Source organism: Nocardiopsis metallicus, assembly GCF_014201115.1.
Taxonomy (GTDB): domain Bacteria; phylum Actinomycetota; class Actinomycetes; order Streptosporangiales; family Streptosporangiaceae; genus Nocardiopsis; species Nocardiopsis metallicus.
Genome location: NZ_JACHDO010000001.1, coordinates 7,424,251 through 7,437,211, shown reverse-complemented (window position 1 = coordinate 7,437,211; position 12,961 = coordinate 7,424,251). Strand labels below are relative to the sequence as shown.

The window sequence follows — 12,961 nt, the reverse complement described above, 5'->3', positions numbered from 1 at the left end:
CTGACGGACTGTAGTTGTCCGATTGCTTTGTGATTGGGAGCCTTGCGCGGTCTTGCTAAGTATTTGCCCGATTCGACCAACGGGTGACTACTTTTGGCCCTACCGCCGTCCCCGGCCTCGGAACCTACTTCTGGCCCACGGCCCAGGCACGCAGCTTGGCGATGCGCTCACGGATCTGCGACGGGCTGGCCTGCGCGACCGGCGGCCCCCCGCAGGCCCGGCGCAGTTCGTTGTGGATCACCCCGTGCGGCTTCCCGGTGCGGTGGTGCCAGGCACCGACCAGGTTGCTGAGCTCCTTGCGCAGCTCGGCGAGGACCTCGTGGGTGGGCCCCGAGTCCTCCTCCGGCTCCGCCTTGCCCTTGGCCTTGCGCTGGCTGGCGTGGATGTCGGCCTTGCGCTTGCGCAACAGCTGGGAGACCTGTTCCGGGTCGAGCAGCCCGGGCAGTCCGAGGAAGTCCTCCTCCTCGCTGGAACCGGCCGCGCCGCCGCCGTACTCCAGGCCGTCGTAGAGCGCGCGGTCGAACTCGGCCGCGGACTCCATGGTCTCGAAGGGGAGCTCCTCCCCCGCGTCCGGAGTGTCCTTCTTCTTGTTGGCCTCCTTGAGGAGGTCCTCCTCCGGGTACTCGTCGTCCGAGGGCTGCTTGTCCAGGACGTGGTCGCGCTCGCGCTCCATCTCCCCCGCGTACTCCAGCAGGGTCGGCACCGACGGCAGGAACACCGACGCCACCTCGCCTCGTTTGCGCACGCGCACGAAGCGGCCGATGGCCTGAGCGAAGAACAGCGCCGTGCTGGTGGAGGTCGCGTACACGCCGACCATCAGGCGGGGCACGTCCACGCCCTCGGAGACCATCCGGACCGCGACCATCCACCGGTCGTCGCTCTTGGAGAAGCGGGTGATCTTCTTGGAGGCGGTGGGGTCGTCGGAGAGCACCACGGTGGCGCCCTTGCCGGTGATCTGGCGCAGGATGCGCGAGTAGGCGCGGGCGTTCTCGTGGTCGCTGGCGATGACCAGGCCGCCCGCGTCCGCGTGGGTCTTGCGGACCTCTGTCAGGCGGCGGTCGGCGGCCTGCAGGACCTTCTTGATCCAGTCGCCCTTGGGGTCCAGGGCGGCCCGCCAGGCCTGGGAGAGCGCGTCCTGGGTGAGGGGCTCGCCGAGTCTGGCCGCGAGCTCGTCGCCCGCCCGGGTCCGCCAGCGCATCTCACCGGAGTAGGCCATGAAGATGACCGGGCGCACCACGCCGTCCTCCAGTGCGGGCCCGTAGCCGTAGCTGTAGTCCCAGGAGCAGCGGCGCACCCCCGCGGAGTCCTGGACGTAGTCCACGAACGGGATGGGGTTGATGTCGGAGCGGAACGGGGTTCCGGTCAGCGACAGGCGGCGCGTGGCCGGGTCGAAGGACTCGCGGACCGCGTCGCCCCAGGACAGGGCGTCGCCCGCGTGGTGGACCTCGTCGAAGATCACGAGGGTCTTGCGCGCTTCGGTGCGGTTGCGGTGCAGCATCGGGTGCGCGGCGACCTGGGCGTAGGTGACGGCCACACCGATGTACTGGCGGCCGAGGGCGCCCTGCCCGTTCTTGAAGTCGGGGTCGATGGCGATGCCGAACCGGGCCGCCGCCTCGGCCCACTGCTTCTTGAGGTGCTCGGTGGGGCAGACGATGGTGATCGCGCGTACCGCGTGCTGCCGGAGGAGTTCGCTGGCCAGCGTGAGGGCGAAGGTGGTCTTTCCCGCGCCGGGCGTGGCCACGGCGAGGAAGTCGCGTGGCTGCCTGCGGAAGTACTCCTCGAAGGCCTCCCGCTGCCAGGCCCGAAGGCCGCTCAGGCGATCCTCCGCCGTGGTCTGCGTCACCGTCATTCGTTCCGTCCCCCGTTGCTCACCTGCTTGAGGTTAGCGGCCGCCGGAGACCGATCCGGGAGCCCCGGCAGTGGTGCCGCGCACAACGCCCGTCCCCGGGCGTATCCGGCAGGACACGCCCGTGCCGTCCCGGTACCGGCTGCCGCCTCGCCCGACGGCAAACGGCACGGTGCTTGCCGCACCGCGCCGCGCCGTCGTTCGAGAACCGTCTCGAAAGCCTTGCTCCAGGCCTACCTCAGCCCTCGTCCGCCACGTCCGTTCTAGGCCCCGTCGCCTTCCGCCGACACCTCTTCCGCCCCGGCGCCCTCCTCGGCCCCAGGCTCCCCCTCCACATCGACAGCGTCGGGGGCGACCTCGCCCTCGGGTACCTCGGCGCCGCCGATCCCGGTCGTGTCCACCGCGCCGTCGTTGAACGGCATGTGCGGGGAGATCGCCGGGAAGGCGAAGAACCACAGCAGCGCGGCTCCACCTGCCAGCAGGCCCACCGCCATGATGAACTTGGAGGCCCAGGGGCCGGGCAGGATGCGCCAGATCAGTCCGTACATTCGTGTGTCCCTTCCCCTACGCGTCCGGCGCCATGTGCGCGATGCTGTCGGGCATGCCCTCGGACTTGGGCGTGGTCTCGGTCAGTTCCGCCCACACGATGAGCCGGTGCGTGTTGTTCAGCTTGGGGGCACAGGTGGTGAGGGTGAGCAGGGCCCGGCCGGGCTCCTCCTCGGAGGCCTCCTCGAAGGGGTCCGGGGTGACCACCCAGAAGTCCTCGGGCAGGACGGTCTGCTCGCGGAAGACCTCGTAGGTGTAGAAGTTCTCGCCGTCCTCCAGCACCATGACGTCGCCCTCGTTCAGCAGGTCGAGGTCCCAGAACAGGCCGGGGGTGCGGTGCGCCGCGACCCCGTAGTTGCCGAGTTCGCCGGGCGCGCTGTCGTACTGGGTGTAGCGGCCGGGGCTGTAGCGGATGTCGTCGGGTTCGGTGCCGTTGACGACTACCCAGTCCAGGTCCAGGTCCGGGACGTACAGGCGGCTGTCGGCGCTGCCCGGGAGGGGCTCGGAGTCCGGTCCCCGTTCCTCGGCGGCGGCCCAGGCCTCGTCCAGGCCGTCGGCCAGACCCTGCTGTTCCCGGTCGGTCTCCCACTGGGAGCCGTACACCTCGTAGGCGGCGTAGAAGAGCATCAGCAGACCCGCCGTCAGGAGGATCTCGCCGAAGAACCGGACGAACCCGCGGACGACGTCGCCCGGAGTCGTCCTCGGTTTGCGGGCACGACGCCGTCGGCCCCGGGGGGCCCGCTCCCGGTCCTCGTCCGAGGGGTGGGGCTCATCGTGGAACTGCCGTTCAGTTGTGGACACCAATACGACCTACTCCTGTGGACGCTTTCGTGTGCACCCGGGTGACCGGAGGGGGACGACGAGCGGGACCCCCGTACGCGGATGCGGCAGGACTTCGACCTCGTGTTGGTACACAGCGCTGAGGAGCGACGCACTGAACACGTCGGCGGGGGTTCCCTGCGCGGCGACCTGTCCTCCGGAGAGTACCGCCACACGATGGGCGTACGCGGCCGCAAGCCCCAAATCGTGCAGGACCACGATAACCGCCCCACCGTGGGACGCCAGCGTACGCGCGATGGAAAGCACAAGTTCCTGGTGACGGATGTCCAGCGCGGCGGTGGGTTCGTCGAGCAGCAGCAGGCCGGTGTCCTGGGCCAGGACCCGGGCGAGCATCACGCGCGCCCGCTCACCCCCCGAAAGCGTGGGGAAGCGCCGGTCGGCCAGGTGGGTGACGCCGACCCGTTCCATCGCGGAGCGGGTGAGGGCGTCGTCCTCGGCCGGGGAGCTGAGACCGGCCCAGGGCGCCCGGCCCATGGCGACGAGTTCGGTGACCGAGAACGGGAAGCTGACCGCCGCCTCCTGGGGCAGGACTGCGCGGCGCAGGGCGAGTTCGGGCGGGTTCCACTCCCCCAGCTCGCGGCCGAACAGGCCCACCGTGCCCGAATCCCGCTCGCCCTTGGCGGGGCCGCCGGTAACGTCCCCCGACAGCGCGGAGAGCAGGGTGGACTTGCCCGCGCCGTTGGGTCCGACCAGGGCGAGGAGTTCTCCCGCGCGGACGGTGAGGTCCACGCCGTCGAGCAGGGCGCGTCCGCCCCGGCGGACGGTGACGCCCTCGGCGCGGACCACCTCGGCACCGGGTCCGACGGGTTCGGGGCGGGCCGGCGCCCGGGTCAGCGGCGCGACGGCGGTGCTGAACCGCCGCCGGAGCCGCTGGCGCAACGGCGAGGCGGCCGGGGTGGTGGCGGTGCCGGTCACGACCAGCCTCCTTGCTTGGCGCGGGTGCGGTGCAGCAGGTAGAAGAAGAACGGCCCGCCCAGGGCCGCGGTGACGACCCCGAGCGGGATCTCGGCCGGGGCGGCGACGGTACGGGCCAGCAGGTCGGCGGCGAGCAGCAGCAGGCCCCCGCCGAGGGCGGAGGCGGGCAGCAGAACACGGTGGCCGGGCCCGGTGATCATGCGGATGATGTGCGGGACGACCAGGCCGACGAAGGCGACGATCCCGGCGAAGGCGACCGCGGCCGAGGTGAGCAGGGCCATCGCGCCGATGAGCGCCAGGCGCATGCGCTCGACGTCCACGCCCAGGTGGCGGGCGGGTCCCTCGCCGAGCGCGAGCAGGTCCAGGCGGCGGGCGTAGACCGGGATGACCAGCAGGCCCAGGAAGAGGCACGGCGCGATCGCGGCGACCTTGGGCCAGGTGGCGGTGGAGACGCTGCCCAGCTGCCAGAAGGTGATGGTCTGGATCTCGGCGTCCTGGGAGAAGTTGGTCATCAGTCCGATCGCGGCCCCGGCGATGGCGTTGACCGCGATCCCGGTGAGCAGCAGGGTGACGACCTCGGTGCGGCCGCGCGAGCGCGCGAAGACGTACACGAACAAGGTCGTGGCCAGGCCGAAAACGAAGGACGAGGCGATGATCGTCCAGTGGCCGAAGACGGTGAGTCCGGTGAAGATGACGACGATGGCGCCGACGGCGGCCCCGGAGGAGACACCGATCACACCGGGTTCGGCCAGCGGGTTGCCGAAGACGCCCTGCATCATGGCGCCCGCGCTGCCCAGGGCGGCGCCGACCATGATCGCGAGGACGACGCGGGGCAGGCGCACGTCCCACAGGACGGTGTGCGCGATCTGGTCCGGGGCGGTGCCCACGTCGAGGCCCATGGCCCGCAGGATCGACGCGGCGACCTGGCCCGCGGGGATGGGGTAGGCGCCGACCCCGGCGGCGATGACGGCGACGGCCACGAGGGCGACCGTGAGGCCGCCCAGGAGGAGTCCGGCGCGTAGTCGGCGCAGGGCACGGCCGCCGCTGTCCGGGGCGGGTTCGGTGGTGGTGCCGCTGCTCGCGGAGCGTTCGGAGAGGGCGGTCACGGGGTGTCGTCCTCTGAATCCGTGCCCCCGGCGTCCGGGCCCTCGGCGTTTTCGACTCCGCCGGTGACGGCCGCGAGTTCCTCGGCCATGGCCGTGATGACCTGGGGTGTACGGGGGCCGAAGTTGAGCAGGACCCCGTCCTCGAAGTCGATGACGGCGCCGTTGCGACCGGCCGGGGTCTGGGCGACGCCGGGGATCTCGACCAGCCCCTCGACGCCGCCGACGGACTCCAGGCCCTTGGTCATCACCAGCAGGACGTCGGGCTGGGCCTCGATGAGCGCCTCGGTGGTGATGGGGGTGAAGGCCACGTCCAGGCCCATCTCGACCCCGGCGTCGCGGGCGCCGATCTCGGCGAGCATGGCGTCGGCGCCGGATCCCCGCCCGCCCAGGAGGTAGACCCCCGCGGTACCGCGAAGGTAGAGGAAGGCGACCAGGGGTGAACCGCTGGCCTCGACGGAGGTCTGGCGGACCGAGGCCATCTGCTCCCGGGTGCGCTCGACCAGCCGGGTGCCGGACTCGGGGACTCCGAGCGCCTCGGCGACGCGTTCGAAGCGCGGGTACATCTCGTCGAAGGACCAGGCCTCCTCCACGACCACCACGGGGATGCCGCTCCCCTGGATCTGTTCGATCGTCTCGGGGGGACCGGTCTGGGTGTCGGCGAGGATCACCGTGGGCTGGAGGGCGAGGACGGACTCGGCGGAGACGTCGTGGCCCTCGCTGATCACCGGCAGGTCGGCGGCCTCGTCGAAGGTGGCCGCCACATCGCGGCCGACCACGCTCTCGCCGAGGCCGAGGGTGAAGACGATCTCGGCGAGGCCGCCGGTGAGGGGCAGGATCCGGCTGGTGTCGGTGACCTCCACCTGCTCGTACTCGAGGGGGTCCGAGCTGGTGCGGTAGGGGTCCAGGACCACCGAGTCGACGGTGACCGGGAGCTGGGGGGTTTCGGTCTCATCCAGGACCTGGAGGCGGTTCTCGGAGAGTTCGGGGATGCCCGCGTCAGCGGGTTCGTCCACCGGAGCGACCGCGCCGGTACAGGCCGTGAGGGCGAGGGCGCAGACCGCGGCCAGCGCGGTGGCGGCCTTGCGGCCCGGTCTGGGACGTCCCCGCAGTGGGGGACGGGGGACGGCGTGGGGCATGGCGGTCGCTTTCGGTTGATCCGTGTACCGGGGCGTCGCTGGGGAGCATGGGCGCGACACGACCTTTTATATGACAGATCGTCATCATCTTGACAATCCTGACGGTTCAGTGGTCAACTGTTCCGGCGCGGGATCGAGTTAGGTAAGGCTCACTTCGCCAAGGTAAGCATAACCTAAACCCATTCCCCAGGTCTCGCGGGTGACGGAACGCCGTCTGACCCGCACGAACGCGAAGGCCCCTGATGCACGCAGCGGTTCCCCTCCGTGGGCTTCTCCCACCAATGGCCGCCGTGGCGGCGGCGATGGTTCTGTCCGCCTCCGTCCCCGCGACGGCGTTCGCCGACCCGGTCGACGACACCGTCCACCCCCGCATCACCACCGTGAACCGCACCGACGGGCTCGACCCCGAGGGCGACACCGTCACGGTCTCCGGTATCGGACACGACCCCGGCAGCTGGATCCAGGTCACCACCCGGGCCGTGCCCGCCGAGGCGGCCGACACCGAGGACGCCGACGAGTCCGCGGTCCTGGACACCGAGAACACCGTCCTGACCGAGGTCGACGAGGACGGGCTCTTCACCGTGGACCTCGACACCGGCGTCGGCTTCGCCGCCGAGGCCGGTCTGGACGCGACCGAGGACCCCTTCGAGATCGTCCTGACCGAGGCAGAGGACGGCGACGCCGAATCCGGCGAGGGCTCCGAGTCCGCCCCCGAGCGGGGCGGGTGGGCCGAGGGCGACTCCCCGGTCGAAGGCCCTGAGGAGAGCACGGCGCGAGCCGAGCCCTCCCCGGACGAGGTCGTCTCCGCCCCGGGCCCCGGCCGCAGCGCGCCCGTGCTCGCCCCGGCGGCACCCCGGAACGCTCCGGCACAGGCCGCCCCGGTCGTCGCCGTGGTTCCGGTGAGCTTCGCCGCCCCGGTGAACGCGCCCCAGGCCCAGCCGCCGACCACGAACCCGCCCCAGTCACCGAACGCTCCGCAGACCCAGGCCGCGCCGCAGATGCCGCCGCAGAACCCGGCCAACCTGACGCTGACGGTCTCCAAGACCAGCGGGCTCAACCCCGACGGTGAGAGCGTCACCGTGACGGGCAGCGGTTACGACACGTCCAAGGGCGTCTACGTCGCCCTGTGCGACACCGCCAACGCCAGTGCCACCCAGGCCCCCAGCCCCTGCATCGGCGGCGTGGACATGGACGGCGAGGGCGGGGCCTCCGCCTGGATCTCCAGCAACCCGCCGCCCTACGGCGAGGGCCTGGCCACCCCCTACACCGGCGGCGGCACCAACGGCGGGTTCACCGTCGAGCTGACGGTCAAGGCCTCGGACGAGCACACCGACTGCCTCTCCGCAGCCACCGACTGCGCCGTGGTCACCCGGAACGACCACACCCGGTCCAGCGACCGCGGCCAGGACAAGTTCGTCCCGGTCACCTTCAGCGGCCAGACCGGCGACCCCGGCCCGGGCGGTTCAGGCGGTTCGGGAAGCGGCTCGGGCAACGGCTCCGGTGACTCCGGCAACAACAGCACCGGCAGCGGTTCCGGCGGTAGCTCCAGCGGCTCCGGCGGCTCCGGCAACGGCAGCAGCGCGGGCGGTTCGGGTTCGGGCGGCGGCAGCTCCCTGCCCACCACCGGCGCGGCCCTGACCGGTCTGGTCCTGGCCGCCGCGGTGGCCGCCCTGACCGGCGCCGTGGCGATGTTCGCCGCACGCCGCCGCACCGGCGAGGCCCCGGCCGCCACGGACTAGGCACCCCCTCAACCAGCCGCATCCGCCCCGGTCCCGGGTCCCCTCGTCCCGGGCGCCCACTGGGCACCCTCCGACCGCGCTCTCCCTCGGCGGCCCCACCGCTCCCGTTCCGCACGGGGCCGCCGCCCCACACCCCGCTCGGCCCCGGTGCGCGACCGGGTCCGGCTCCCGTCCATCCCCCGACACGAACAGGAACACCCATCTCATGAACACCACCACCAGCCGTCAGGGCGCGGCCACGGGCAGACCCCGACAGCTGCGCTCCCTCACCGCCCTGGCGGGAGCGGCCGCCCTGGGCGCCTCGCTCGCCCTGGGCGCCGCACCGGCCCTGGCCGACGAGGCCCCCGTCTCCGTCGAAGGCGGCTCCGCCGCCTGGGGTGTCAAGCAGTCCTTCCGCAACTACGTCTCCGGTCCCATCGCGGGCGGCGGCTACGAGGCGGTCGACGGTGCCTCCGTCAACGCCGACGGAACCCTGGCCTTCCCCACCGCGGAGGGCTCGGTCTCCAAGGAGGACTCCTCCGGCGAGGTGAGCTTCTCCGGAGGAGTGGTCTTCACCGGCCACGACTACGGCCAGGGCCCGGTCCTGGAGATCCGCCTCAACGATCCCCGCGTGGAGTTCGACGGCGCGGGTTCGGCCACGGTCTACGCCGACATCACCAGCCGCGAGTTCAAGGGCGCCAACCCGGCACTGCCCCCGGGCGAGCTCATCTCCTACGGCGAGGTCGCGGTCACCGAGCTGACCGGCGCCGAGGTGGAGGTCGAGGGCGACGAGATCGTCTTCACCTCCGCCGCGGGCACCATGCACGCCGACGCCGTGGAGCCGTTCGCGAGCTTCTACGGCGCCGGCGAGGCGATGGACCCGTTCTCCTTCAGCACCCTGGCCGTCGAGGGCACGGACCCGACCGACCCCACGGACCCCGAAGAGCCGGTCCACAACCCCCAGGTCCGGGTCAGCCAGACCACCGAGCTCGACCCCGAGGGTCAGGTCGTCCAGGTCGACGGCACCGGCTTCCGCCCCGGCGCGGGCATCTACGTCGCCCTGACCGGCATCGCCCAGTCGGACAGTTCCCACCCCGCCCACTGGTACGGCAGCGGCGTGTGGCTGCGCGACGGCTCCGCCCCCGCCGCGGACGGCACGTTCAGCACCGACCTCGACGTCGTGGGGGCCTTCGACAAGAGCGGAAACGCCTACGACTGCGTCGAGGACCAGTGCTACGTCGCGGTCTTCAACGACCGCCACGACCTGGCCAACCGCGACCAGGACGTGTGGACCCCGGTCTCCTTCGCCACCCAGGACGGCGACGGCGACGGCGACGGCGAGACCCCCGAGGGCGACCTGACCGTGCACAACGGCCGCGCCGACTGGGGCGTGAAGGAGTCCTTCCGCAACTACATCGTGGGCAACATCGCCAAGGGCGAGATCCGCACCAGCGACGGCGCCAGCAAGAACGACGACGGCACCTTCGCCTTCACCGACGGCAGCGGCACCGTGAACCTGGACGAGTCCGTCGCCCAGATCGACTTCGGCGGCACCGTGCTCTTCGAGGGCCACGTCTACGGCGGCGCCGACCCGCTGCTGTACATGACCGTCTCCGACCCGCGGGTCGAAATCGAGGGCGCAGGTGGCACCCTCTACGCCGACGTGGTGAGCAAGTCCCTGAGCAGCGAGGAGCTCGTCACCTACGAGGACGTGGCCTTCGCCGACCTGGACCTGTCCGGTGTGGAGTACGAGCTGGCCGAGGGCGTCCTGTCCTGGGACCCGATCCCGGCCGCTCTGACCGCTGACGGCGTCCCCGCCTTCGCCGACTTCTACGCCGCGGGCGAGCAGCTCGACCCGATCACCCTGACCGTGAGCGTGGACGAGAACGTCCAGGTTCCCGGCGGCGGCACCGGCAACCCCGGTGGCGGCGACGACAAGCCGACCCCCGGCCCGGGTGACGGCGACGGCAAGCCGACCCCCGGCCCGGGTGACGGCGACGGCAAGCCGACCCCCGGCCCGGGTGAGGGCGGCGGCAAGCCCGGTCTGCCCAACACCGGTGTGGCCCTGACCGGCCTGCTGGCCGCCGCCGCGGTGGCCGTGGCCGCGGGCGGTACCGCTCTGGTCGCCGCCCGCCGTCGCGCGGGCGCCGAAGAGGGCGCGCAGGTCTGATCCTCCGCTCCGGCCCCGGGGGCTCGGCTCCCGGGGCCGGGCTCCCGGCCCCCGCACCGGACACGACAAAGGCCTTGGCTCACCCGGAAGGGTTGGGTCAAGGCCTTTCGCGTACGGCCGAGGGGCCGTTCGACCGCGAGGTCGTTACTTCATCATCTCCTCGTAGGTGCGCTTGCAGTCCGGGCACACGGGGAACTTCTTCGGGTCGCGGTTGGGCACCCAGACCTTGCCGCACAGGGCGATCACCGGGTCGCCGGTCACCGCGCTCTGGGTGATCTTGTCCTTCTGCACGTAGTGGGCGAACCGTTCCCGGTCACCGTCGTCGTGCGAGATATCCGGCCGGGTCTCGCTATCGGGAAGAACCTTGTTCAGGACATCCATCGCCATCGTCCTCACACCTTTCAACGTCTGCGTTCCACGGTATAGGGTGTCGCGCTCCACCCCATCAGTTCATGGTGGGATCGTCAGGATAGGTCGACAACAGGGCCAACTCACCCCCCTGCCGACGCAGCACCCGTGACCAGAGGGTTTCCGGGGAGCCGCCGAAGAGGTCGTCGGCGAGGGCGTCGACCACGAACCAGGCGCCGTCCCCGATCTCGCCCTCCAGCTGCCCGGCGCTCCATCCGGCGTAGCCCGCGAACACGCGCAGGGCACTCAGGGAGGCGCCGAGGACCTCGGTGGGGGCGTCCAGGTCCACCATCCCGACCCCGGCCAGTGCCGGTCCCGGGTCGGCCCCCTCCAACGGGGCCCAGCCCAGCGGCGCGTCTTCCGGGGCGGCGGCGCCGAGGGCGAGCCCGGAGTCGGTGCCCACCGGCCCGCCGGAGAACATCACGGCGGGCGCGCTCGCGTAGGCGCCCCAGTCCGTCACCACCTCGTCCACCGGGAGTTGCAGCGGACGGTTGAGGATCACCCCCAGGGTGCCGTCGTCGGCGTCGTCCACGACGAAGACCACGGAGCGACGGAAGGTGTCCTCCTGGAGAAGGGGGGCGGCCACCAGCAGGCGCCCGGTCAGAGTCGACTGGTCCATGGTCGATCCTTACCCGGAAAACCCGCCGGTGGTCGCCCCCTCGGCACGATCTCCCCAAAATCCCCTGTTCGTCCGTTACTCGGCCTGGCCGCGCTGGGCGACCTCGCGCACGGCGGTGGCCACGTGGTGGGACAGGTCGGAGTGGAAGACGCTCGGGATGATGTAGTTCGGGCCCAGCTCGTCCTCGGTGACCACGTCGGCCAGGGCCTCGGCGGCGGCGACCATCATGTCGGAGGTGACGTGGTGGCTCTGGGCGTCCAGCAGGCCGCGGAAGAACCCGGGGAAGACCAGCACGTTGTTGATCTGGTTCGGGTAGTCGCTGCGGCCGGTCGCGACCACGCCCGCGTGCAGGTGCGCGACCTCGGGGTCGACCTCGGGGTCGGGGTTGGCCAGCGCGAAGATGATCGAGTCCTCGTTCATCTCGGCGATGTCCTCGCCCGAGAGCACGTTCGGGGCGGAGACGCCGATGAAGACGTCGGCCCCGGCCACCGAACCCTTGAGGTCGCCGCTGTAGCCCTGGGGGTTGGTGTTCTCCGCGATCCAGCGCAGGTTGCTGTCCAGGTTCTCGCGGCCCGTGTGTACGGCGCCGTGGACGTCACTGACGATGACGTCGCGCGCACCGGCGTGCATCAGCAGCTTGAGGATGGCGGTACCGGCCGCTCCCGCGCCGGACATGGCGATGCGGACCTCGGACAGCTTCTTGTTCACCACGCGCAGGGCGTTGCGCAGGGCGGCGAGCACGACGATCGCGGTGCCGTGCTGGTCGTCGTGGAAGACGGGGACGTCCAGCAGCTCGCGCAGGCGGGCCTCGACCTCGAAACAGCGCGGAGCGGAGATGTCCTCCAGGTTGATGCCGCCGAAGCCCGGGGCGATCAGCTGGACGGTGCGGACGATCTCGTCCACGTCCTGGGTGTCCAGGGCGATGGGCCAGGCGTCGATGTCGGCGAAACGTTTGAACAGGGCCGCTTTGCCCTCCATGACGGGCATGGCGGCCTCGGGGCCGATGTTGCCCAGGCCCAGCACCGCCGAGCCGTCGGTGACCACGGCGACGCTGTTGCGCTTGATGGTCAGGCGGCGGGCGTCGTCCTTGTTGGCAGCGATGGCCTGGGAGACTCGGGCCACACCGGGGGTGTAGGCCATGGAGAGCTCGTCGCGGTTGCGCAGCGGCACCTTGGACTTCATCTCGATCTTGCCGCCGAGGTGCATGAGGAAGGTGCGGTCGCTGACCTTGTGGACCACGACCCCCTCGACCCCGCCGAGGGCGTCGACGATGGCCTGGGCGTGCTCGGTGTCGCGGGCGGCGCAGGTGACGTCGATGCGGATGCGCTCGTGCCCAGCGGCCGCCACGTCCAGGGCGGTGATCATGCCGCCGACCTGCTCCACCGCGTTGGTGAGACTGCCGACAGCGCTGCCTCCGGCGTCCAGTTCGAGTCGGACGGTGATGGAGTACGAAACGCTGGGAAGGGTGGCCACGTATTGCTCCTTGGCTTTTGCTGATGTCATGCGTCCGCGGGGCACACCGGCGGCCCCTCCCGTGGACGTACGGACCGACGTCGGGACTCTTCCACCGGGTGGTCGGGCGAACGGCCTGCACTCCGTGGCCTGGCCCGGTGGAAGCTCGTCGGCGCCTGCGCGCCGATCGGACCCGGGTCCGTGA

Annotated in this window: 11 protein-coding genes; 2 read left to right on the top strand and 9 right to left on the bottom strand. The window is 71.5% G+C overall.

The genetic code is table 11. The features are described from left to right. Positions 1-124 precede the first annotated feature (124 nt). From HNR07_RS32740 to HNR07_RS32715, 6 genes are all read right to left on the bottom strand, one after another. Complete coding sequence (locus HNR07_RS32740; protein ID WP_184370504.1) at positions 125-1,849, bottom strand: DEAD/DEAH box helicase; 1,725 nt, start codon at positions 1,847-1,849, stop codon at positions 125-127. A 260-nt stretch (positions 1,850-2,109) separates the two neighbouring features. Further along, a complete protein-coding gene (locus tag HNR07_RS32735) occupies positions 2,110-2,394 on the bottom strand; it encodes a hypothetical protein (protein ID WP_184370502.1) in 285 nt (94 codons plus the stop codon). 16 nt (positions 2,395-2,410) lie between these two features. Next, positions 2,411-3,196, bottom strand: a complete 786-nt coding sequence (locus HNR07_RS32730) for a class E sortase (protein WP_184370499.1) — start codon at positions 3,194-3,196, stop codon at positions 2,411-2,413. 6 nt (positions 3,197-3,202) lie between these two features. Continuing rightward, positions 3,203-4,147 carry a heme ABC transporter ATP-binding protein gene (locus HNR07_RS32725; protein WP_184370496.1) on the bottom strand — a complete coding sequence of 315 codons (945 nt, stop codon included), beginning with the start codon at positions 4,145-4,147 and terminating at the stop codon, positions 3,203-3,205. Further along, positions 4,144-5,253, bottom strand: coding sequence for a FecCD family ABC transporter permease (locus HNR07_RS32720; RefSeq protein WP_184370493.1), 1,110 nt, complete (start codon positions 5,251-5,253; stop codon positions 4,144-4,146). The genes HNR07_RS32725 and HNR07_RS32720 overlap by 4 nt, the downstream gene beginning before the upstream one ends. Then, positions 5,250-6,389 carry a heme/hemin ABC transporter substrate-binding protein gene (locus tag HNR07_RS32715; protein WP_184370490.1) on the bottom strand — a complete coding sequence of 380 codons (1,140 nt, stop codon included), beginning with the start codon at positions 6,387-6,389 and terminating at the stop codon, positions 5,250-5,252. Before HNR07_RS32715 ends, HNR07_RS32720 begins: the two co-directional genes overlap by 4 nt. Before the next feature lie 281 nt (positions 6,390-6,670). Between HNR07_RS32715 and HNR07_RS32710 the strand changes: the two genes are divergently transcribed. Next, positions 6,671-8,128 (top strand): cell wall protein, encoded by a 1,458-nt coding sequence (locus HNR07_RS32710; protein ID WP_184370486.1) that lies wholly within the window; start codon positions 6,671-6,673, stop codon positions 8,126-8,128. 205 nt (positions 8,129-8,333) lie between these two features. Beyond that, positions 8,334-10,277: an HtaA domain-containing protein gene (locus HNR07_RS32705; RefSeq protein WP_184370483.1), complete on the top strand. Its 1,944-nt coding sequence runs from the start codon at positions 8,334-8,336 to the stop codon at positions 10,275-10,277. 144 nt (positions 10,278-10,421) lie between these two features. Here the strand turns inward: HNR07_RS32705 and HNR07_RS32700 are convergent, their stop codons facing one another. The 3 genes from HNR07_RS32700 to HNR07_RS32690 form a co-directional block, all read right to left on the bottom strand. Beyond that, entirely contained in the window at positions 10,422-10,664 is a 243-nt protein-coding gene (locus tag HNR07_RS32700; RefSeq protein WP_026116563.1) for a DUF3039 domain-containing protein, read from the bottom strand. 58 nt (positions 10,665-10,722) lie between these two features. Further along, positions 10,723-11,304, bottom strand: coding sequence for a YqgE/AlgH family protein (locus HNR07_RS32695; RefSeq protein ID WP_184370480.1), 582 nt, complete (start codon positions 11,302-11,304; stop codon positions 10,723-10,725). A 75-nt stretch (positions 11,305-11,379) separates the two neighbouring features. Next, positions 11,380-12,777, bottom strand: a complete 1,398-nt coding sequence (locus HNR07_RS32690) for an NAD-dependent malic enzyme (protein ID WP_184370477.1) — start codon at positions 12,775-12,777, stop codon at positions 11,380-11,382. Between the last annotated feature and the right edge of the window lie 184 nt (positions 12,778-12,961).